At 73.7% G+C, this 25,124-nt stretch carries 2 protein-coding genes (1 of these 2 running past the window's edge); both read left to right on the forward strand.

Going from position 1 to position 25,124, the window contains the following annotated elements:
• On the forward strand, positions 1-24,757 hold the 3' portion of the coding sequence (locus ACCP09_RS32495; protein WP_433752562.1) for an EndoU domain-containing protein. It extends 19,169 nt beyond the left edge of the window; 24,757 of the gene's 43,926 nt are visible here — the last part of the coding sequence; the start codon falls outside the window, past its left edge; the stop codon is at positions 24,755-24,757.
• Complete coding sequence (locus ACCP09_RS32500; RefSeq protein ID WP_123683197.1) at positions 24,757-25,101, forward strand: hypothetical protein; 345 nt, start codon at positions 24,757-24,759, stop codon at positions 25,099-25,101. Before ACCP09_RS32495 ends, ACCP09_RS32500 begins: the two co-directional genes overlap by 1 nt.
• Positions 25,102-25,124: the final 23 nt, after the last annotated feature.

Here is a 25,124-nt window from a genome sequence, read left to right on the forward strand (position 1 = left end):
CCCGGACAGCATGTCCGCCATGGAGCAGACCGCGTACCTGGAACGGCTCGTCGAGAACGGCGAGACGCTGCGGTACCTGCTCCGGTCGGCGGGACATCCGGAGATGGCGGCGAGCCTGCCCGCCGAGGTGCCGGACCCGTTCAACCCGCACCTCGTGGCGAAGCTGCGGGCCAACCGGATGACCGGCCAGACCTTCCTGCTGCACAAGGACAACGGGTTCGCCACCGTCGACCTGAACGGGCTGTTCCGGTCCGGGTCGCCGGACGAGCGCAACCTGATGCCGATGATGGCGCTGATGCGGCACTTCCCCGAGTTCCGCGGCAACCGCATCATCTGGGCGCACCTCGGCGTTGGCAACTGGACGACGCTCACCGCCGAGCACCTGGACATGCTCGAGCGGATGCTGGAGCTGGTGCCGGGCCTGAACTACGACTTCTCGTGGACGCCGCTGGGTCAGTACCTGCGCGACGACCCGGCCGTGTTCGAGCGCTTCGTCGAGTTCGCGGTGAAGCACCAGGACCGCCTGCTGTTCGGTTCCGACGGCATCAGCATGATGCCCAGCACCCAGCTCGACCGGCACTCCACGGAGATGGAGCCGGTCTACCGCGCGATCATGGACCGCTACCCCGACCAGGGCGAGGCGATCGTCGCGAAGATGCGCGGCGGCAACTACGTCCGGGTCATGAACGACGCCGAGCGGGACGCGAGCCAGCGGTTCGTCGACGAGTACTTCTCGCGGCACCACAACACCTGGGTCGAGGTGCTGTCGAACTACCCGAAGCACGTGCTGGACGGCTTCCACGCCAAGGCGAAGTCGTTGGTGGAGAAGGGTTTCGTGCCGCACCCCGACCAGGCGGTCGGTCCCGGTGTGGGCACCGGCGACGACGCGGTGGCCCGCCAGGCCGAGACCGCGGACGACCGCAGCCAGCGGTTCGTCGACGAGTACTACTCCGACCACCGCGACGCGTGGCTCGCCCAGATGGACGGCTCGCCCGCCGAAGTGATCCAGGCCTTCCACGACCGCGCGCAGGAGCTGTGGGACCGGGGCTTCCGGCCGCGGGAGGGCGCGGCCGTCGGACCGGCGGGCACGCGGGACGGGATCTGGCGCGAGAACCAGCAGATCCAGTCGTCGATCACCGCGTACAAGATCGCCTACGGCGACTTCAAGGACCCGGAATCGGCGAAGCAGGTCGTGCGCGACCTCAGCGCGCAGATCCGGCGGAGCGTGTCCGAGCGGTTCGAGAAGTTCCGCAACCGGAAGGGGCTCCAGCCCGCGGAGGAGGACGGCCTCGCGCTCGGGGCGCCGGTCGAAGCGCTGATCGCCGCGCACTACGCGGTGCAGGCCGCCGACGGGCTGACCCGGGAGGAGCAGCAGGAGCTCGTCTCGAAGGTCCTCGAGGACGTCACCGTGACGGAGGAGCAGCGCCTCGAAACCGAGCGGACGAAGAAGGAGCTGCGCAGCTACTGGCGCAAGCGCGGCGTGGTCGGCTGGACCACCACCGCCGCCATCACCGCCGGCGCGGCCACCGCCGTGACGTTCGGCGCGGTGCCCGCGGTGATCGCGGGCGGTGGGGCGACCATCATCGCCGGCGCCGCGTTCGTCACGCGTTCGGTGATCTCCAGCCTGAAGGTCGCGCACACGCAGGAAATCCGGGTCACGACCGAGTCCATGATGGAGCGTGAGCGGATCGACGTGGAAGCCGTCGACCGGCTCATGCGGATGACGCGCCAGCTGATGGTCAACGACATCAGCCCCGGCGGGAAGAAGTTCCGCGAGCGGTTCGCCCACATCGTGGACCGCGTCACGGCGGCGTTCGAGGACCACGTCCGGCAGATGCTGCACGACTACGTCGTGACGGCCTACTTCCGGCTCCCGGAGGGTGTCACCGCGCAGAGCCGCCGCGTCTGGGCGAACATGCTGTTCTCCCGCCTGAAGGATTACGTGAACCGGATCGTGGGCGGCACCGCCGACTCGATCAACCGGATGAACCCGACGGCGGGCTGGTTCGGCCGCGGCACCCACGTGGCGACGGCGGCGACCTGGATCGTGAACGCCCTGAACCAGCTGTACCAGGGCATCGTCGGCGTCGGCCTGGCCGCTTGGGTGTCGTGGGCCTACCTGCCCTCGTCGATCCTGTTCGCGATCACCGCGGTGCCCGGCATCTGGGCGCAGTACGACCCGGTCGCCCGCCCTGGCATGCGCAAGCTGCAGAACCTGCTCGCGTTCCCGTTGCTGACGATCGCGAACGCCGGCCTGACCGTGCAGTACATCGCCGAGGGCCAGTGGCTCAACGCCGTCGTCGGGACGAGCCTCACGGCCGCCACCACGGCCCTGTCCCGCTTCGGGTTCCGCATCGAGCGCAAGGAAGGCCGCGTCGGCGCGAAGCTCGGCCCCGGCGCGATGTTCTTCGCGCAGAGCGCGCTGACGGCGATCGGCGCGTCGATGATCACCACGAACCCGGTGGTGATCGCGGCCACCGGCGTGTTCGCGCTCGCCGGCCCCACGATCTACCTCGCGCGCGGGGCGTGGGCGAGGTTGCGTTCCCTCGACCGGTTCGCGGCGCCGCGGCACAGCCGGTACGAGGGTGGCGCGCCGCAGCGGGCGCAGCGCACGGAGATCGCCTCGGCCGGCCACGGCGACGGCACCCAGCTCGCGTGGGGCCGGGTCCGGCGCGGGCTGGACGCCCTCGACCGCATCGCCCGCCAGCCCGAACTCGCCTCCCCGGCCGAGCGGACCAACCTGGCCACCAGGGTCGCCGAGAACCTGCGGGAAGGTGACCGGGAGAAGCTCGCGGCACACACCCGCCGCGCGCCGGAGCCCGCCGCCGAGGCGCGCGGTGCCGCCCGGACCGCGACCCGCGAGGCCGCTCCGCCGGTCACTGGGGACCCGATGGGCGAGCCGATCCCGGCGCCGCGCACCGCGCGGGACCCGGGCGGCCAGCTGGGGCAGGGGACCGCCTACCACAGTGCGCCGGGGTCCCTCCCGGGCGGCGAGCCCGGACAGCGGCGCTCGGTCGCGCTCGGTGCGGCGTGGAACACCCAGCAGGTCGCCGACCCGCAGGCCGGGTTCCACGACACCGTCGCCGCCTGGATGGCCGACGGCAACCGCCAGGGGACCGAAATCGCCGACGGGGTGTGGTCGTTCACCGGCGCCGACGGCGCCACCGTCACGCTGCGGGTGAGCGTCGTGCCCGGCTCGACGACCCCGCGCCTGTTCGGTCCGGACGCCCAGGGCGTGCCGACGGTGAATTTGCCTCCGATGCCGGACGAGCCGAACCAGCGGTCGCTACGCGTCGGCATTGCGCTCCGGCTGGCGCAGCAGCACCTTCCCGACGTGATGCCAGGGTCCACTGCGGACAGTTCGCCGCTGGGTGTGCTGCGCACCGCGGCGGACGAGGACGCGACCAGGGAACGGCTCGTCGCCGGGTTCAACGATGTGCTGTCCGGTGTGGACTTCGCAGGCGCGGGCGCCTCCGCGACGGCGGCCATGTCCAACGGCGACTACGCCGTCGTGCGCTTCGAGACCTCCGACGGCGGCTCGGTGGTGTACGGCTTCCGGCGCGAAGGCGACGTGCTGACGGCACAGCGCCACATGTCCCGCGGACCGTCCGGCGCCGCCCTCGACGAGTTCCTGCGCGCGCGCTACGCCGGCTGGGGCGTGTCCGCGGTGGACGACGAAGCGACCGGCGACGACCGGGTGCGCCGGGCGCTCGGCGGGGACGGGTGGGCGCCGCGCAGCGGCAAGGACCAGGCGCGGGTCGTGATCGACCACCTCGCCGCGAAAGCCGAAGCCTTGCGCGACGATCTCGCCGGCCTGGACCAGTCGACGGCACTCGGTGCGCGCGGCGCCGTCGAGCGGCTGGTCCGCCGCTACGGCACCACGGACGCCGCGGCGTTGCGGACCCTGCTCGAGGACCAGGCGGCGGCCGTCCAGGACATCGTCGACCGCGCGCGGTCGAACGAGTACGCGAGCGGCGATTACCCGGCGCCGCGGGAGATCGCCGCACTCGGCGCGCCGGGGCACGCCGCGCTGACCGAACCCGGAATCCTCCACCTGCGCCGGGACCTCACCGCGCCGGTGACCGAGGTGGCGTGGCGTCCCGAGGCGGTCACCGGCCTCACCCTGGCTTCGGCGGAGGACCTGCCGCTGCAGCGGCGCGACACCGCCTACGGCGAGATCACCCTCGGCCGGATGCCGCGGCACGAGCGGACCGGCGGCTTCGGGCGGCACGTGCGCGAGGCCAGGGACCTGCTCACCGCCGACGGCAGGCTCGTCGTCCAGGTGCCTGCCGACGCGGCGGAGCACCTGACGGAGTTGAGCGCGGCCCTGCGCACCTGGTTCGCGCGCGTCGAACTGGTGACCCCGCCCGACGGCACGCCGCACTTCGTCGCCCGGATCCCGCGCGGACGGCCGGCGCCGCCCGAACCGCCTGCCGGCACCGTGCTGGTGGCCGGGGACGACATCGCGGCCGCGGTGCCCGCGGGCAGCTTCGGCCACATCCTTTTCGACGGCCTGCCGCCCAGCGCGTTCACCGGCCCGGCGATCGCGGCCGTGGCCAACGCGATGAGCGCACTGCCCGACGGTGGCACCCTGACGATCACGAGCAGCGTCTCGACCGCGCGGCACCTGCCGGACCTGGTGCAGGCGCTCACCGCGGCCGGGGCGACCCGGATCACCGCGAACGGGGACGACGGCGTCGTCATCACGGCGCGCAAGGGTGAGGACGACCCCGCCGCGCTCGCCCGCGTCTACGCCGAAGCAGTGCGCCGCCTGGAAGGAGCCGGCGCTGCGGACGCCGGGGCACCGCCGGAGCTGAGCAGGGCGCTGGCCCACGCACGCGAGCGGGCCGCCGCGTTCGCCGGCGAATCGGAGCCGTTCTGGCGTACCCCCACGGCGCTGGAGCTCGTTCACTGGCGCAACACCGACCTGACCGGTGAGACGATCAGCGGGCTCGTCGACGCGCTGCCGCCGCGGTCGCGAATCCGCATCAGCACTTCGATCACCGCCTCGATGTCCGAGATCGCCCTGTACCTCGAAACGGCCGGGGTGAACGTGACCGAGGCGGTCGGCACGGACCAGATCGTCCTGGGCGGCACCAAACGCGACGATCCGCCCGGTCCGCGCGAACCGGAGTCGCCGCCGCCCCCGCCGCCGCCGGGCGAGCGGCCCCCGGGCATCGCCGGGTTCTTCCCGCACCAGGGGCAGTGGGCGCCGGACATCGCGGAGACCGCACGCGGCTGGTTCTCCCCCATCCACCACCTCAGCCGGGGTGTCGAACTGCGGGACGTCGCGACGGCGCACGCCGACGGCCGGGACACGGTCACGCTGACCTTCACGGTGCGCGTCAGATCCGCGCCGGAGAGCGTTTTCGAGATCCGGCTGCACCGCGAGCCCGACGGCACGCGGTGGGCGGAGCACACCTATCCCGGCGCCGGCGACCCGTACCGGGGAATGGCCTTCGAACGGGCCACGTTCCTGGAGCACGAGGCCTACCGCCCGGCGGGGCTGACCTACGTCACGCACGAGGTGTCCGGGGACCGGGGCGTGGACCTGGCCGTGGCCGGGTACGACTGGCACCCGGTGACCGGCCGCGAGTCCGCGGCCCGCGCGCTGGCCGAACTGCGCGCCCTGCGTGACGCGGCGGTCGCCGCGCTCCGGTACGGCGGGCCGCTCGACCGCGAGATCCGCAACGGCCCGGTTTCCGCGAGGCAGTTGCGGCGCATCGTCGACGAGGCCGACGCCCTCCTCCTCGCCGGCGCGGAGCGTGAGTTCGGTACCCCCGGCTACCCAACACCGCGCCAGATCGTGGACGTCGCAGCGCCCGGTGCGCGGTTGGGCCACGGCGTCGACGTGGTGCCGGGCGAGGACATCCTGCGCGCCATCGGCGATTGGACCGCGTACCGCGACCTGACCACCACCGGCCGTCCGGCCGCGGTCGAGCCCGTGCCGCCGCACCCGGAGCAGCTCGTGCTGGACGCGACGGCCCTCGACCCGCAGGCCGGGCCCGCTCCCGAGGTGCTGTTGCGTGAACTCGCGCGGGACCCGCGCGACGGCGGTGTGGCGGAGGCCCTGCACGCCGCGTGGCGCGCGGTGCGCCACGACGGGCGCGTCGTCGTCGACATCGGGGGTGACGTCGACCGCGACACCGTCCGGCAGGCCGTGCACTGGTACTTCGGCGAGGTCGGCGTCGAGTACGACAGGCAGTGGGGCGGCGGCCGGGTCGTCGGCTGGGCCAAGCGCCCCCGGCCGGTCGACCCCGTCCGCCCGGACGGCCCGCGCGTGATGATCGGCGGCGGCCGGACCGCGCTCGGCGCGGGTGACGTGGCGGTCGGTACCGACGTGGCCGTCACCGATCTGCCGCGCGGCGAGTTCACGTCCGTCCACTTCGACGGCGTTCCGGCCGGCGCCGTCACCGGCCAGGCGATCGGCGCGCTGGCCGACGCCATGGACGCCCTGCCCGAAGGCGGCCACGTCACGATCGAATCCGGCGCGGACCTGGCAGCCCACCTCGGTGATCTGGTCGCGAACGCAGTGGCGCTCGGCGCGACGGAGTTGACGTTCTCCGGGCTCTGGCTCGACACCGTCGCGGCCGACATGGTCAAGGGCCCCTACGACGCGGCCGGCTACGCCCGGGTGTACGCGGAGGCGATCGCCCGCATCGAGGCGGCACTGGAGCGGGGCGACGACGCGCGGTTGCGGGAAATGCTCGAGCACGCCCGCGCCGCGCACGCCCGGCACGCCGCCGATGCCCGCGGGCGTGCCCCCTCGCCGGGCCCGGTCCGGCTGCGGCTGGAGCGCTGGGACCACGAGTCGCTCACCGCGGACGTGGCACGACAGCTCGGGGAGGCCCTGCCGACGGGCTCGTCGCTGGAGATCCGGACCGGGCCCGGCGCCGACACCGCCGCGCTCGCCCGGTCGCTGCGCGCGGCCGGGTTCGCCGTGAACCGCCTGATGGCCTCGTCGGTCACGGCGGTCAACCTGTCCGATCCCGCCGCGCGGCCGTGGGAGGACGGCACCGGCCGGGCCGACGCCGAGGACATCCTGCGGGTGCTCGCCACCCGCCACGCGATCCTGGAGGAGACGCGCGGGCAGCTCCGGGCGGCACTGGCCGAGGGCGACGAGGAGGTCCCGCTGGCGCTGGCGGAGCAGCACCACATGAGTGACGTCCCCGCGTTCGCCGACGCGCTGGATGCGGAGATCGACCGGGCCGGTGCGGTGCTGCGGGCGGCCGGTGCCGGGTTCGGCGCGGCCGGGTTCCCCACCGTCAGTGACATCGCGGCCGTCGGAGCGTCCGGTCTCGACGCTCTCGCCACCGCCGCCGGCGGACGCTACGAGGTGACCACGTCCCCCGCGCCGGGACCGGTGCTTCCGTGGCGTGCCGAGGCGCCGCGCACCCTCGCCGCGGGCGAACCGGGCGGGCTGCCGCTGGTGCGGGATGCCGGCCGGTTCGACGAGGTCGTCCTCCGCGAGATGGTTCGCGACGCGGAAAACGGCGGCGTCACCTCGACGGTGCGGCGCCTGGGGAACCTGCTCTACGCCGACGGCCGTGCCGTGATCGAGGTGCCGCCAGGGGACGGCGAGCTGGCCGAGGAGACCGAGGCCGCGTTGCGCGAGTGGTTCGCCGACGTGGTCGTCACCAGCGATGCCGGCGGGACGCGGCTGGTGGCCACGCACCAGCGCCGGCACGCGGTCACGTTCCCCCCGGAGCCGGGCCCGCGCCTGGTGGTCGGGGGCGGACGAGCGGACGGCATGCCGGCGCTCGGACCGGACGACGTCTCGGTCAACATCGACCCCGGCGCGCGGCCGGACGTGCTCGGCGACCTCGCCACCGTCACGCTGCCGGCAGGCCACTACTCGGAGGTGCTCTTCGAGAACCTGAACGCACCCGCGTTCACCGGGGATTCCATCGGCGCGCTCGCGAACGCCTTCGAGTCGCTGCGCGACGGCGGATGGCTGACCATCGTCACCGGTGGCGCCAAGGGCAAACCGCACCTGGCCGACCTCGTGGAAACACTGATCACCCTCGGCGCCTCGGGCATCACCGTCGACGGCACGAACCGGGTCATCGTGCGCGCGATCAAGGAGAACACCGACGCCGCCGGGCACGCGGCGGTCTACACGGAGGCCATCCGGCGCCTCGAGCAGTCCGCGGACGCCGATCCGGCCAAGCTCGCCCACGCCCGGGCGCGCCTGGCCGCGCACGCCGGGACCACCCACCGCGAGCCGCACGCGCAGGCCGAGGTCCGGCTCCTGCACTGGCGGCCGAGCGAACTCGACGACGAGACGCTGGGCCGGATCGCCGACGTGCTGCCGTCCGGCTCGTTCATCGACATCGTGACCGGGCGCGAGGCGGACGGCGAGCGCATCGCGGAGGTCCTGCGCCGCCACGGCTACGACGCGGGGGCCGAGCCGGAACCCGGTCAGGTGCTGGTGACCGGGCTCAAGGAGCGTGGGAAGGACCTGACCCCGCCTGCCCGGATCGCCGGCGCCGTGCTGCCGGGCGTCCGGGTCGAGGACGCGGCCCCGGACGAGGTGCGGCTGGTGGCCGGGGACCTGCCGGTCGTGGTCACCCGCGTCACCGGGTGGACCACCTCGGGCGAAGTGACCGAAGTGGACGGACGGCCCGCGGCCCGGATCAGGATCGCCGACGGGTCCCCCGTGGACCCCGCCAGGGAGATCGCCTACCACGCGGCGCGGGCCTGGCAGGAGGTGCAGGCCGAGCGCTCCCGGTTGTTCTCCGGTCTGCGGGGGCGCGACCGCGTGCCACTGCCCGCCGACCTCGCCGGGCGGCTGGCGATGCTGGAGGTGATGGCCCACCAGCGGGAGCAGAGCCAGGCCCCGACGACGGCGCTGAGCGAGATGCTGCAGCTGGAGCGGGAGATCCAGCGGGACCTGCCGCCGGGACTCGACTTCGAAGAGGTCAAGGCCGAGCGCCTGAGCACGCGCACGCGGGAGGTCCTCGCCACGCGGCCGTCGCCGGCGCCGCCGCCCGACACCGGACACAACCAGGTCGCGCCGCGCAGCCGCGGTGGCGTCGCGGACGCGTTCACCTTCAACTACCTGGATCCGGTCTGGCAGGGCACGCAGACCCCGCCGGTCACGGCGCGGCCCACCCCGGCGGTGCCCGTCGACCTGGTGCGCGCCGCGGTGACCGCAGGCGACAACGCCTACGGTCTGCTCACCGAGACGGTCAACCTGCCTGCGCTCCACGCGCGGTTCGGGGACAACCTGCCCCAGGCGCTCCAGGTCGCGCTGGCGCACGGCACCGACTACCTCGACCAGGTCGGCGAGCGGTGGAGCACCGGCGACGAGCAAGCCGCCCTGCAGGTGGCGGGCGCACTGCCCGTCAGCAGCCCCGATCCGCGGTCGCTCGCGGACGCGATGCCGTGGTTCGGGTTCCGCCCGGACACCGAGGACGCGTTCCGCGCCTGGCTGCAGCGCGCCGGCATTCCGGCCGATCTGTCCACAACGGACCTGCTGCGCCTGCGGGAGGTCGCCGCGCTCCTGGTGCTGGGCGACCACCTCGTGACCGGGCCGCAGCGGCGCGAGTTCGCCGAGGCGCACCCCACCGTCATCGGCGACGCGTTCCACAGCATCCCCGACGGTGTGCGCGCGGCCGCGCTCCTGCCCGGGGCCGAAACCGACTTCACCACGGCCGCGCGGGCGGAGATCGCCCGGCTGCCGCAGGCCGAGCAGGTCCGGCTCCGCCAGGACGCAGAGGCCCTGCTCGACCGGTTCTTCCGCGGCGAGGACGGCGACGGGCGAGCGCCGGCCGGCGCGGCCGAGCGGATCGGCGCCGCACTGCACGCCCACGGCCCGGACTTCGCCGCGTGGCTGACGGGGCAGATCCCGGGCGCCGCCGTCACCGAGGGCTTCGCGCGGCTCGACATCACCGCCGAGCTCGTCGGGCGGACCGCGGGCGCCCTGTTGCCGCCGGACGGGCGCGCCCGGCTCGTCGAGGACGTCCGGGCCCTGCTCGACCGGTACGTCGACAGCGGGAACGGCGCCGGCCGGATGCCCGCGGGCGTGGCCGGGAACATCGCCGCCGCGCTGCCCGCCCTCGGTCCGGATCTCACCGCGTGGCGGGCCGGGCTGATCTCGGACGCCGCGCTCATGGAGCGCTTCGCCGAGGTCGCCGCCGAGCTGGTCGCGCTGGGCACGCCGCAGCACGACCCGGACACCGCGGACCAGGTGCCGGAACACGACTTCGCCGCCGATCGCGCCGTCCACACCGGACTCGCGGAGCTGGCCAAGCTCGTCGGCGCGCACCAGCGCGGCTGGGCGGCGCTGGCCGAGATCCAGCAGCGGCTCGACGAGGACCCGGCGGCGGCCGAGCAGGCCGAGGAGCTGGCCGAGACCCTCGCCGGGATGATCGAGGTGATCGGGCCGCGGGTCGCCGAGCTGGCGAACCAGGTCGGTGAGCTCCTGCAGCGGCACGAGACCGGCGAGACCCAGCTCGAAACCGCGCTGACGCACCGCTACCGCCGCCTCGCCGGTGTGCTGGAACTGGTGCGGTCGCGCTGGGAGGACCACCAGGTCCAGCTGGCCGAGGCCGACTTCCGGATGACCCGGCTCGCGTTGTGGGCGGAGACGGCCGAACAGGCCCGTGCCGCCGAGGCCGAGGCCCGCGAGAACGGCACGGCGCCCCGCCTGCCCGAGCTGGACGGCGAGGCGATCACCTCCGCCACCGCCGAAAGCTACGTCGAAACCGCCCGCGCCGACCTCGGCCAGGCACTGCGGCGCGCCGACGAGCTGCGCACGCCGTTCGACCTCGCGCTGGCCGAACTGACGCGGGAAGCCGCGTCGCTGGACGAGGTCCACGGGCAGTTCCAGCGGCTCGCCGCGCCGGGCGAGGGCATCGACGCGGCCGACGACGGTCAGCGCCTGTTCCGCGCCAACCCGCTGCGCGGCGACAAGCTCACGACGGCGAACCTGACCGAGCGCGACAAGGCGACAGTGGAGCAGGTGGTGGGCCTGCTCGAAAACCGTGAGCGCGTCGTCGCCACCCTGCCGGGAGCCGGCCGGGAGGGCTGGCGCGCGAACGACTTCGCGGACCTGGCCGACTCGGCGGACCCGGTCGTGCGGCAGGCAGTCGCGGAGCTGACCGCGATCGAGGAGGAGCTGCGGCGCCTGCTCAACGGCACCGCAGACGGGAAGGACCACGGCCTCGGCCTCAACGCCGCCATCCAGCGCAGCCACCAGCGGGCGAAGCTGCTCGAGGACGTCATCCTGACGCACAAGGACTTCCGCGGCCGGGTGCGCGACCCGCGCAGCCTCATGCTGCTGGGCGCCCTGCGGACGGCGGACGAGCACCCCGCGCGCGGTCTCGCCTACCTCTTCGAGGAACTCACCGAGGGCGGGTTCGGCGACAGGAACCGCAAGGGCGTGCTGGACGACCGGCTGTACAGCATCCGGGCCCGCCAGTCGACCGAGTTCGCGATCCAGTCGCTGTACACCCCGGTCGACGAGCAGGAACCGCCGGACGCGGTCGCCGCGGCCGAGCCGACGTTCCACAACGTCGTCAAGATCACCTGGATGTCCGGCACGGACAAGGTGCCTGGCGGCCGGGTGTTCCGGTCCGGCTTCACGCTGCAGGGCAGGGTGGGCCCGTCGCTGGCGCAGATCGAGTCGGGCGACCACCCGCTCGCGGCGGAATTCCGCCTGCGCGCCAAGGCCGACTGGATCGAGGAGCACCACGGCAGGGCCATCGGGACCCAGGCGGACCTGGACGCGTTCATCGCCGAACACGGCAGCGACCCGACCGAGGGCGCCGATCTGCGGATGCCGGCGATGGTGCCGCTCGAATGGGTGGACGGCGGTCAGCTCGTCGTCGCAGTGCGGCCGGACGCCGAACGGGCCGACGTTCGGGCCGACCTTGAGAAGCTGCTGGTGGAGCAGGTAGCCGGGTACCGCTCGCAGCTGCCGACGCTCGGTGTCGAGGCCCGCACCACGCTCCTGGTGCAGATGGGCAGCGCCGCCGGTGTCGCGCTCGGCACGCTCGCGTCGCTGGGCCTCGGGGCAGGCATCAGCAGCACCTACCTCATCGCGCGCGGGGCCTACTTCGCCTGGACCGGTCTGATCGCGCCGGCCGCCTACTACACGTCGATGGGCAAGCAGACCGAGGCGGCCAACGAGATGCGGCGCCTGCGGGCGTTCATCATGCGCGGCGGCATCGGCCCGACCGCGGTCTCGCTGCAGCAGGGCGCGCACGACACCGCCGAGACCCTGCAGCCGCTGGCGGAACTGACGCACAACACGGTTCCGGAGGCGGCCGCGCCCGAGCAGCTGACCGTGCTGTCCGGCGACGAGATGAACGACCTGCAGCAGCGGATGACCCGGATCGGCGCCGAGCTGGCCGAGCAGCTGGCCGCCAAGGCGTTCCCGGAGTCGTTGCTGCACAACGACGGCCTGCGCAAGACGTTCCGTGAGATGACGGAGGTGAGCTGGTCCGACGAGGGCATCGCCGCGAACGACGCGGGCGCCCGGAAGGTGCGCGACGCCGGCACCCTGTCGCTCAAGCTGCCCACCGGTGAGACGCTCAAGGTGTCGCTGGTGACCGGCGGCCTGCCGCGGTCCTACCAGGTCCTCAAGGGCGGCCACGTGCCGACCAGCGAGCAGCGGTACTGGATCGGCGTCTCGCCGAACACCTTCCACGGCGGCGACGACGCGATCCGCGCGGCGATCTCGGAGCAGTTGGTCGACGTCGTCACCAAGGGCACACAGCTGTGGATCCAGCCCACGCTCGGATCGCTGGCGCGGGAGAACTTCACCACCTTGCCGGTCGAGGGCGTGATCACCACCGCGTTCAACGTCAGCGCGGGCAGCCTGGAACTGATCGGCCCGCTGGTGGTAGGCAGCGCCGGCTCCCGCTTCGGGTTCATGTCCTCGCGCTACCTGAACTTCAGGTACAACGCGCTGGCCCGCAAGCTGTGGGAGGACGCGGTCCGGGAGCGCCAGGGTTTCCAGGCCCTGATCGGCGCGACCGCCCGGATCGGCATGGCCGGCACGTCGCTGCGGCTCATGGGCGCCGCGGACGCGGTGAGCAAGGGGGTCGCGGCCGAGATCGAGCGGCACCTGCCCGCCCGCCCCGACCGCGAGATGGCGCCGGACGACCCGGCCGAGATGCTGGTGCGCGCCGCCGACGAAATGGTGGCCAGGGCGGAGGTATTCGCCGGGGTGAAGGCGGCCCGCCTGCTCACGGCCGAGGAGGTGGCCGCCGACGCGGCGAAGGCCGACTACGAGGCCAAGAAGAAGGCCGTCGTGGCGGCGAAGAAGAAGGTCGACAAGGCGGCCGAGGAGCTGAAGAAGGCCCGCAAGAAGGGCGCGGCGGCGGACGAGATCGCCGCGCTGACCAACGAGCTCACGCAGGCCCGTGCCGACGTCCGGACCGCCGAGGAAGCCGTGCCCGCCGCGAAGCGGAAGGCCGACGAGGCCGAGGCCGTCGCGAAGCCGGTCGCCAAGCGCAAGGACGACGGCGAGGAGCTCACTGTCGACGAGATCGCCAGGGCGATCGACGAGGGCAACGGCCTGACCGTGCGGATCCAGGCCGAGCCGCGGCTGCGGACCCCGAAGATCCCGGGCGAGCTGCGGATCAAGCTCGGCCTCGCCGACGAGCTGCCCGGCACGATCTCCCCGATGACGACCCACCTCGCGGTGTACAAGCGCGGCAACACCGACGTCCGCGAGTTCGTCACCCTGCTGCCGTCCCAGTGGGCCACCGACGACGCACGGATCTCGATCGACGACCTCAAGATGTGGATGCACCGGCACGTCGACGACGTCATCGAGCGCGAGCAGTTCATGCACCGCAGGGAGATCCGCCAGCTGGCGATCGCGGCGTTCGGCAAGGCCGTCGGCAGCGGTGCCGTGAGCGCGGCCGTCAGCCTCCAGCAGGGCAACACGGCCGCGGCAGGCCAGTCCGCGACCGAGGCGAGCCAGCGGACGCTGGACGGCGCCATGCGGATGGTCACCGCGCGCAACGGCATCGAACGGCTTTCCGCGCGCCTGCAGAAGGAACTGAGCACCCAGGCGGCGACCGCACGGGCCATGGACGACTGGGCCTTCGCGCTCGCCACGGACATCCGCCGCGCGGACAGCCTGCTGCGCGAGAAACTCGCCGAGTACGCGGACGACCCGGTCCTGGGTGCGAAGGCGCGCGAGATCCTGGGCCGCCGTGGTCCGGAACTGCCGGAGCCGGGGACGCTGTTCGCGGACCTCGACCGCATGCGCGAAAGCGGCGAGATGGTCCAGCGCATCAAGCACCTGGCGAAGGTCCTGCGCTACGGCAACGGCGAACTCGTGCTGCACATCGACAAGGTCCGCCGCCCCGGACCCAAGGAGCTGTGGGCCAAGATCCGCGGCATGCACCGGCAGCAGCTGATCTTCCGGTTCGTGAGCGGGATCCCCGGCGAGCCGACCCGGGTGCTGGCCAGTGCCATCGACTCGCACTTCCTCGTCGTCGGCGAGAACGCCGAGGAGGCGCTGGACCGCATCGCCCGCGTCGTGGCGGTCTACCACCACGGCCCGACCGGTGTCCCCGGCGCGATGGACCTCATGCTCAACGAGCTGGGGCCGGGCAACGTCGGCAGCCTGGTCAACCGCGGCGTCACCGAGGTGCTGCGGCCGCCGCCGGAACCGGCGAAGCCCGGCGATCCGCCACCGCCCGACCCGAGTGTGCGCAACATGGTCATGCAGGTCGCCTCGGGCGTGGTGTCGACGCTGGTCAACGTGATCTCGGCGAGCTGGTTCCGGCGCGGCGACTTCCTCAAGAGCGAGCAGTTCCGCTGGCGCTATTCCTACGACGGCGCGGTCATGTCGGAGGACCGCGACCAGCTGGCCCAGTTCTTCGCGCGCAAGGCCGCCGACTACAGCCGCGGGCAGATGCTCGACCTGCTGGAGTTCGCCGAGGCGGCGCAGTGGTACGACCCCAAGACGATCGAGATCCTGCGCGAGGTGCTGGCCCCGGAGACGAAGTCGGCCACCGAGGTGTTCGTGCACCACGGCGTCCGCGCCGACCAGATGCCGGACAAGTGGACGTGGGACGACCTCGACCGCCACGTGCGTGAAAACCAGTCGCCGGCGCTGGCCCGTGCCGAGGCCGAGGACCTGCTGGCGCACATCGAACAGGAGATGCAGGACCTGGGCGTCCACCCGGCCGATCGCGACGACGAGCACCAGGAACTGCGGGAGCAGTGGGGCCAGACCGTGATCGCGCTGGCGCGCAACCAGCCGGGCGCCGAGGGGAACTACAACAACAACGTGCTCCTCGACACCGCCTTCGGGCTGGTCAACGTGCGCATGCCGATCGAGGGCGCGTCCTATGTGGACCTCCGGATCTGGCACGAGGCGGATCTGCTGCAGAAGTTGCGCCCGACAGCGGCGAACCCGACCACGCTGCTGACGAACGTGTCCGAGATGTGGCAATCGCTCGGCGGCAACCAGGTGCAGACGTTCGAGAACGGGTTCATCCTGCTCGAGGGCGAGGAGGTTCCGGACGACACCATCGGCGACGTCGTGCGGCTGTTCGCCGAGGCCGCCCAGATCTCGGCGGCCGAGTTGCCCGCCGTGCCGGACGGCTGGCCCACGTCCGGCGAGACCGCGGCTTTCGCCCGGCGGCTTTCCGACCTGACCGAGGTCGTGCACCAGCATGCCGTCGACGAACACCGGGACCTGCTGCAGGCCTTCGGGGTGCCGGACGATCCGCTGCACGGAGTGCGGGAGAGCTGGCACGAGCTGACCCGCCGTCCGTTCGGGCTGCTGCACATGGACCTGCACCGCCGTAACATCGTCGTCCGCGAGGACGGCACGAGCTTCCTGGACTGGGAGCTGGCGCTTTACGGCGACCCGGTCGCCGACCTCGCCTCGCATCTGCACCTCATGCACTACACGGAGGCCGAGGAGGCGCGGCTCGTCGAGCGCTGGGCCGCCGGGATGCCCGCCGGCGCGATCGCGGGCTGGGAGGAGGACCTACCGCGGTACCGCGAGTTCTTCCAGATCAAGTCCGCGCTGGTGGACTCCGTGCGGTTCACGGAGGCCTACGCCGACCCGTCGGTCACGGACGAGCGCCGCGCGGCGCTGGTCGCCGAGCTGACGGCCAAGCTGAACCGGGCGCACGAGCTGTGGGGCACCGGCCGCATCCTGTCCGAGCGGGACGTGCGCGCCGCGATCGAGGAACACCTCGGCGAGGGGACCGATCCCGGAACCACGGCTCCCGCGCTGCCGCCGGGGCCGCTCGAACCGTCGGCCGACACCGCCCGCTGGGCGGCGGTTCGGGCCGACCTGGACGCTACCGGTGTGACGATCCATGTCGTCACCGACACCGAGCTGCTCCGGATGATGCGGGAGGAGGGCCACCGGGGACTGACGCCCACCCACCTGGGCGGCCGCGAGATCTGGCTGGCCCCCGAGGCGTTCGAGTCGATCGACACCCTCGTCCGCGTGCTGGGCCACGAGCTCGCGCACTCCGGCCAGCTGAAGCTGGGCATCCGCCCGGTCCGCTCCATCGTGGACCAGCTCGAAGCGAACGCCGAAGCCCACGGCGACGCGGCGGTGGACCGCCTGCACGGTCGCGGCTCACGCCCGCCGGTCGTGGAACCGGACCAGCTCCCGGACACCGACCCCGGCGAAGAGGTCGTCGAGTACCTCTTCCACACCGAAGGAGGCGCGAGTGACGACGTTCCGGGTGACCAAAGTGGACGACCTGGTGGCCTTCCCGGGAATCCGGGTGATGGGCCGGGAGGACGGGGAGCCGATCGAACCGGGGACAACCCTGACCGACTCGGGAACTGGGCGCGCCTGGGAGGTGCTGTCGGTGGAGTTTCCATCCCCCTTGGCGCGCAGGGAGGGGTGGTCGGTGCTCCTGGTCCGACGGACCGGGGAACCGGCTCCGCTCGTCGGGGCGACGCTGAGCAGCGCCTGACCGACCGGCGCGAGGCGTTCCTCGCACTGGAGACGCTCCGCAACGCGGTTCCTGACCTCGGCGTGCGGCCCTGGGGGAACCACGGGCAGTACGACATCCACCTCGGCGAGGTGCCTGTCAAGATCGAGTTCACCGGCGAACCGCCGCTGGACAGCCCGGTCGCCGGAAATCCGAAGAAGAACCCGAGCATCCTGGTGCGCCTGCCATCGGCTGCTCCACGCGACACGGCCGTGCGGCTCCTGGCCGAGCAGCTCGGCCGCGCCCGGCACGAACTGGCCGAGGCGAACCGGCCGTGGCGCCCGCTGCGTGGCAGGCGCGAGGACCCGGCCGCGATCGACGCGCCGCTCGCCGGGCGTCTGCTCGCCCTCGACGCGGTCGCACGGCAGGAGGCCGAGGCGGCCGGCCGGGCGGGGCACGGGTTCCGGACGACCGCGGTCGCGGACCTGGCGACCGAGATCGCGGCCGCACTGCCGCCCGGCCGTGACTGGAACCTCATCGCGCAGGCCCACCTGCACCCGCTGACCCAGGCGTTGCTCACCGGGCCCGGGCAGGAGCGCCACCCCGAGCTGCCACGGCGCTTGGCCCCCGCCGAGGTCGCGGGTGTCGCGCTCGTCCCGGCGCACCGGACCCGCCCGGCCGAACTGACGCCCGCCACGGATGCGGACGTCGCGATCGCGCGCGCCGCCCTCAGCAGGGGCGGTTCCGTGGACGGCCGTGACGAACCGGCCGGGCTCTCCAGCCTGGACCGGGCCGTGCTGCTGCTCGCCGGTTCGGCCCCCGGCCAGGCGGACCTCGCCGAGGCCGCGATGGTGCTGCACGATTACTGGGCCGGCGCCGGGATCGACGTCGCGGCGCGGACAGCCACAACCGGCACCGTCGACGTGGGCCGGATCGAGGACCGGGGCGGGCGTTTTCAGCGCGTGCTCACCCTGGAGGGGATGTCCGGGAGCAGCCGCACCTCGGCGATCGACCTGCAGCACCGGATCCTGGCGGACGTGCTCCGCCGGGAAGGCGGACGCGGGTTCGCCTACCTGGTCCTGCACCGCGAATCCGGCGCCCCCTACGTCACCGCGATCGCGAACGAGGACGACCGGGTGCGGTTCCTCGACCCGGTTCGGGGGCGTTCGGACGAAAGGCCGCCCGCGTACGGCGACGAGGACGGCGTGGTGGCGATCGACGTGGTCATCTACAGCGCGAGCGGCCCGCGGCCGGTCAACGGGTACGCGACGTCGGAGATCAGCGCCCGCCCGCCGACCCAGCGCTACCTCGACGAACTGCCGCAGCGCGGGTACGACGACTGGCTCGCCCGCCGGCTGCGGCTGGAGCGGCAGGTCGGCTCGGCGCCCTCCGAGGCGGTCCGCCTGCCCTACGCCCGGCTGTTCGACGGGCGCGCGATGCTGCAGATGCACGCGCTCGCCGACGTGCTCGGCACCGAGGGCCCCGCGTTGGAGCGCGCCGTGCGGGGCTTCCAGGCCGCGGCCGACCGCCGTGGCCTCACCCTGGACGACGTGCTCGCCGAACAGTGGGAGGCCGAGCTGGGCTCCCTCGATATCGGGCGCCTGTACGACGCGTTCGCGCCGCCCGTGGACGAGGGCAGGACGTTGTGGCCGACGCAGGAGCAGCTGCGCCCCCTCGCCGAGGCGCACCCGGCGCTCGCCGAGCTGGTCCGCGACCAGGGCCTGCCGCGCACCGCCAGTGGCGTGGTCGAACTCGGGGTGTACCAGCCGCGTGCCGCCCGCGACGCCGTCGCGGCGCTGACCGCCACCGAACCCGCGGCGGCGCGGGAGGAGTTCGTCCGGAACAACCCGGCGGACCCGGTCCTGCTGGACCTGCTCGACGACCACGCGTTCGTCCACAACGCGGACAAGACCGGGGTCGTGCTGGTGCACCAGGCGTTCGCCGACGTGCTCGACGCCGCCGGCGTCTCCCGTGCGGACCCGCGTCACCCGGCCAACCCGGCACGGCTCGTGCACCGACCGGCGCTGCAAGGCGAGGACACCTCGGCGCGGACCTGGGCCGCGAGCACCCGCCCGGTCTTCGACGACGTCGACCCGCACGCGGCCAGGCCGGACCAGATGCGCAGCCGGGTCGCCTACCAGGTGTTGCGGGCGGTCGCCGCGGTGCGGCCGGAGCACGTGCGCGGTGATCTCGTCAGCGAGATCCCCAGCAGCGGCGACCACGTCGTCCGCTCGCGCCGGGTGTCGCGGGGCGGCGGCGCGGTCGTGCCGGGCGCCGAGGTCGTCCACGTGGTGCCGAACGAGTTCCTGGTGCCGTTCGCGCCTGGCACGCCGGAGAGCCCGCGCTGGATGCTCGCCGCGGAAAGCGCGTTCGCCGCCCGCGGTCTGCTGGACGTCGGCGCGGCCGGCAGCGCCGAGCACGTCGCGCGCCTCCTCGCGGCGGCCGGGAACCTGCCGGTGGCGGTCCGGCGGCTGCCCGGGCCCGCCCGCGCGGCCGACGCACTTGAGCAGTTGCTGCCGCGGCTCGCCGACGCGCGAGTCCCGGTGATGGCGTCGGTGCGCGGTGGCGAGTACGTGCCGGCCACACCGGTGCGGGTCGACGGCGAGATCAGGGTCGACGTCCCCGGCCGCGGGGAGCCGCTGTCGATCACCGAGTTCGCGGCGCTGCTCAACCCGGGTGACCCGCTCGTGCACGGGGTGGTGGCGGACGCCGCCGCCGAACTCGACGCGCTCCTCGCCGCCGCGGACGGAGAGGCCGCGTCGCCGTTCGAAACCGACCGCGCGGAAGTGCTCGCCGCGTTGCGCACGCTCGCCGACGTCGTGCCCGAGCTGACCATCCGGACGGTGGACGGCACACCGCAGGTGGACCTCGCGGGCGCCCCGGTCACCGTCGACTACACCGACCGCGCGCAGCACACCGGCCTCCGCCCGGTGGTCGCGTTCGCCGACACCGGACACGGCCAGGTGATCAAGCTCGAGCTGCACCTGGGCACCCCGCGAGAGCAGGCCGCGCGTGAACTCGCCGGCCAGCTCGGCCGTGCCCGGCACGAGCGGAACCAGGAGTCACGGCTGCAGCGCCTGCGGCGCGGTCAGCTGCGCGGCCCGGACCCCGCGACCGCTGTCGACGCCGCGCTGGCCGGGCGCCTGCTCACCCTCGACGTCATCGCCGCGCAGGAGGCCGCCGCCCTCATCGAGGGGAACGCGGCACGCGCCGGCGAGGTGCTGGCCGAGGCCCGCGCCCTCGAGATGGACCTGCCCGCGGGCCGGGACTTCGACCGCATCGCGGAAGCGCACCTGCGCCCGCTGACCCGAGCGATGATCGCCGAGGGCCACCACCGCCGCGACCTCGCGGCCCGCGAGGCCCTGCTCGGCGAGCTGCCCGCCGACCAGCGGCAGGAACTCCCCGAGGAGCAGTGGCGCGCCAACAACCTGGTCACCGGCGCGGTCCGGCCCGCGGCGCCGACGGGGGAGCAGCCCTTCGCACCCGCCCGGGTCACCCGGGTGCTCGGTGAACGCGGGGCCCTGGTGCCCGCTCCCGAGTCGCAGTTCGCCGTGGCGGCGGAGGCGCTGCGCACGGCGCCGTTGCCGGGCGTGGACGACCTCGTCCGCGCCGCCCGGCTGCTCGCGCCGTGGCACGCCGACCCGGCGGGAGCGCTCGCCGACGCCGACGCGGCGATGGTCCTGCACGACTACTGGATCCGCGACCGCTCGCACCTCATGCAGGTCGACGCCGCGGCCCGGCGCACGGTCGACGGTTTCACCGACGGCGACCTCACCCGGCCCCGTGGCGGTGAACGCGACGGCCTGGGGCGCATCGCCGACCGCGGCGGGCGGTTCCAGCGCCTCGTCGACACCCGCGGCGAGCGGCCCGAGGACGCGGCCGCCGCGATCGACCGCGCGTACCGCGACCTGGCGACCACGCTGGCGCACACCACGGGCAGGGCGTTCGCCTACGTCGTGCTGCACCGGGAAGGGCGTGACCCCTACGTCACCGCCGTCGCGAGCGAGAACGCCGGGCCGCTGGTCCACCTCGACCCGGCGCGCGGCGAGACCGCATCCGAACCGCTGTACCGCCATGTGGACGGCGTGTACGCCATCGACGTCATCGTCCACAACGGCGGGACGATGGAGGCGCCCGCGGTGGTGATCGACGGCAGGCCGCAGTCGCCGGTCAACACGCGGACTCCCACGGGGACCTACCTCGACGCGATGTCCGCCGAGGAGCGGGGGGAGTGGGCCGCGCGCGCCGACCGGTACCGGCAGGCGGAGCTGGACGGGCAGAACGTGCTCGACCCGCCGGCGTCCTTCCCGCCGGAGGCCGCCGCGGTCTACTACTCGCTCGCGGCCGACCGCCCCGCCCGGCTCGAACTGCGGGCGATGGCCGACGTGATCGACGCGGCCGGGCACCCCGAGGTGTTCGTGCGGGCGATCCAGCACCTGCGGAACCTGGCGGAGAAGTGGGAGCACCGCTCCCTCGGCGCGCTGCTCACGCAGCGGTGGGAGACCGGCCTCGGCACGCTGCCCACGACCATCGATCCGGCCGCGCCCCGGCACTACGACGACGCGACGATGTCGGACTACGACTGGATCCGGCGCGTGCTCAAGGAGATCGACAAGAAGAACCTCACACCCGACCAGCTGAGCCGCCTCACCGAGACCCAGCCGCTGCTGGCCTCGCTGCTGAACTCGGTCCACGACCCGGCGGGCACCCCCGGCGAGGTCGCGCCCTACGACCAGCCCGACGGTCTGCGCAGGCCCGCCTCCGCCGACCTCGCCGACCTGGAGAAGGCCATGCTCGGCAAGGGCGAGGCGCCGGCCAGGCAGCAGGCGCCGAAGGTGTGGCAGAAGTTCCTGTGGCGGCCGGGCACCTCGTCGTTCGAGGTGTTCCTCGCGGTGCGCTCGATCTTCCAGCTCGGCATCCCGAAACTCCCCGCGCTCGTGGCCTTCCGCGGGATCCGGGACGGCGAACCGTTCGGCTCGGAACTCGGCGCGGCCGGGCGCGAGGAGCTGGTCACCGGGGGGCGGTTCCGGGCCTACACCTCCGACGCGGCCGCGCGCGGCTACACACTCGTGGAGGCCGCGTTGCAGGACCGGCCCGGCGCGATCGCGCACATCGTCCACCGGCTCGACGACGACCCGGATGGTCCGCACGCCGCGGTCGTCGCGGTCAACCACCGCGGGACCATCCACTGGCTCACCGACGAGGTGATCAGCGGCAGGCAGCCCCGGATCCGGCGGCTGACCGCGGGCGAGATCGCCGGCCGGATCGGCGACGGGGTCGTGGACGCGGTGAACCTCGTCGACGACCTCACCCTGGGGTACTACCTGCTGCCCTACACGCGCCCCGCCCTCGTGGAGAAGGTGCTGTTCTGGAAGAAGGACCGGACGCCGGGGCCCGGCCTTCGCGCGCCGTACGGGATCGACGTCCTGGTGCTCGACGGGGAGGGCAGGCCGGTGCCGCTGCCCGGGACGAAGCCGAGCCCGCTCAGCCAGCTGCCGCCGACCGCCGAGTACGTCCGCGCCGCCGCCGACGACGAGGCTCACGAGTGGATCGAGCTCGCCCGGTCGCTCGCCACTACCGGGGCGGACCCGTCGGCGTTGCCCGACGCTGTGCGGAGCACCTACGACGCGATGACAGACCCGCGCGCCCGGTGGCAACTCCTCGCGTCGCACTTCGTGAACCGCGGTGACGAGGCGCTGCTGCGGCGCGGACTGGCCAACCGCGAAGCCCTCGCCATCCAGGAACACCCGGACCTGGAGCCGGCGGCCGCGCTCGAGCGCGCACTCGCGGCGGACTGGGACCGGGGCCTGGGGGCGTTCGTCGCGGATGCCCGCCCCGAACCCGAGCTGGACGTCACGTCCCCGTGGCCGGCCGGTGAGCCGCTGCGCCCCGCGGAGGACGTGCTGGCCGCGCTCGACGCGCAGGCCCCCGTCCTGGCCCGCCTGGTCCGCGCGCACGGCCTGCCACGCACTTCCGGCGGCGTCGTCGACCTCTCCCGGTACGAGCCGCTCGCGGCGCGGGGCCGGGTCCCGGCGGTCGACCTGCTCGTGCGGGGTGACCCGGCCACGCGGCTGGCCGCCGACCGCGCCGAGGCCAGGGCCGTGTTCTTGCGGGAACACGGCGACGACCCCGCGATGACGGCCCTGCTGGCCGACCACGAGTTCTTCTACCGGGCCGACCGGACCGGCATGGTGCTCGTGCACCGCGCCTTCGCCGAGCTGGCCGACTCGGTCCTCCCGCGCGAGGACCCGCGGCACCCCGCCAACCCGTACCCGGTGGTGCACCGGCGCGAGGCCTGGGGCGAGGACACCAGCGACCGGGCGTGGGCCCCGGTCGACCGGCCCGTGTTCGAGACGCTGGACCCGCAGCAGCTGAGCTCCGGCCAGATGCGGTCCCCGACAGCCTTCGAGGTGCTGCGCGCGGTGGCGGCGGCGCAGCCCGGACTGGTTTCGAACCTGGTGACCGAGCTGCCCACCGGCGACCACCTGGTCCGGCTGTCCTCGCCCTCCGGGGTCCGCGAACTGGTCGTGCCGAACGAGTTCCTGCTGCCCACCCGCCCGGAGGCGCAGCGGAGCCCGCGGTGGATGCTCGCGGTGGAGAGTGCCCTGATCGCGGAAGGTCTCGTGCACACCAGGTACCTGGCGGAGCCGGGCGAGGTCGCGGCGGTGCTGGCGGCGGTGACCGGTCTCCCGGTCCGGCAGGCTGTCGCCGGCGAGGCGGACGCCACCGCGTTCCTCGAGGACCTGCTTCCCCGGCTCGCGGACGCCGGGATGCCGTTGCTGGCTTCGATGCCGGAGATCCAGTCCGGGGTCTTCCGCGCCGTGACGCCGGTTCGTGCCGAGAACGGCGAGATCCGTCTGCGGATCCCGGGCCTGACCGTGGAACCCACCATCCTGGTGTTCGCGCACGCCCTGCTCGAGAGAGGTTCGCCGCTGATCTACGGCGAACCGCCGGCGTCCCCGGCGGACGGGGTCGCCGAGCTCGACGACCAGCTCGGCGCACTCGCCCTCCGGCGCGCCGTTGGCCAGCTGCGCGGCGAGTACGCGACCGCCGGCCGGGGCCCGCTCACGCGGGTGGACGTGCCGGAAACGGCGGGGACCCTGACCCAGATCCACCGCGACCGCGACGGGCGCTACGTGGTGGTGGAGGGGGCCGGCCCGGTGGCCGCGGCCGAATCCGCCGTCGGCGACCCCCGGCGGCACGTGCTCGCCGCACTCGACGTGATGGCCGCCGAGGGCGGCGGCGCCAAGGCCCCCCATCTGCCCGCGATCCGCGCCCAGCTGGGCAGCGGCGAGCTGCGGTACTTCCGGGTCACGGCCGAGCTGGACGTCACCGGGCTGTCCCGCCTGACCCCCGACGAGCTGGACCGCCTCGGCGCCGAGGACCTGTTCACCGGGTACACCCGCCACGAGCTGGACCTGAGCGGGCCGGGTGCGGCGGACCGGCTGCTCCGGCTCGAAGACGGCGGCACCAAGCCGCGACCCTGGCCAGCGGAGCGGCTCGACCCGCGGTTCGACTACTGGGAGAGCGGCAAGCTCAAGGTGACGGCGGACAACGTCCGCCTTGTCGCCGAGAAGTACGGGATCCAGGTCCACCCGAAGGCCAAGGTCGTCGTCAACAAGGCCAAGCGCGGCATGTACGGCGAGACACTGCTGGCCGGGCGCGGGGCGCGGGTCGAGATCACGCCGCAGGCGTTCGTCAACGAGGAGATCCTGGCCCGCACTCTGTACCATGAGCTCGTCCATGTGGCGCAGATGGAACGCAAGGGCTGGCGTCGCCAGGAGACGGCCGCGGAATGGCAGGCGTGGGAGGACGAGGCGCACGCCGCCGACAAGCGGTGGTGGCAGGACCACCCCCTCAACCAGGAACGGAACGGCTGATGGCGGGCGAGCAGCGTGCTTCCTACGCCGACTGGCAGCGCGCCTACGGTGACTACTACGAGGCGCTGCCCGGGCGGCTCGACCTGGCGTGCCCGAACTGCGGGCACCACGAGCTGCGGCTGGTGTTCGTGGCCGACGAGGACGACCGGATCGGGTACGCCCAGTTCTCCTGCGGCTTCTGCCGCTTCGGCATCCACGTCTCGCGCACCTGGGTGCCCGAGGGGGTGGAGTTCGAGCCGATCTCGACCCCGGCCCCGCTGCTGCGGGAACGGCTGCCAGACTTCACGCTCGTGCACCCGCCGGCCGCCGCGAACGACGACGATATCGAAGAAGTCCGGTTCTGACCGGCGATCGACCAAGAGGAAGT

The sequence above is a fragment of the Amycolatopsis sp. 3B14 genome (assembly GCF_050958625.1).
GTDB classification, from domain to species: domain Bacteria; phylum Actinomycetota; class Actinomycetes; order Mycobacteriales; family Pseudonocardiaceae; genus Amycolatopsis_E; species Amycolatopsis_E thermoflava.

What these genes read in the sequence shown, in the direction of transcription:
- ACCP09_RS32500 (WP_123683197.1), top strand. Translation starts at nt 24,757, where the DNA reads ATGGCGGGCGAGCAGCGTGCTTCCTACGCCGACTGGCAGCGCGCCTAC.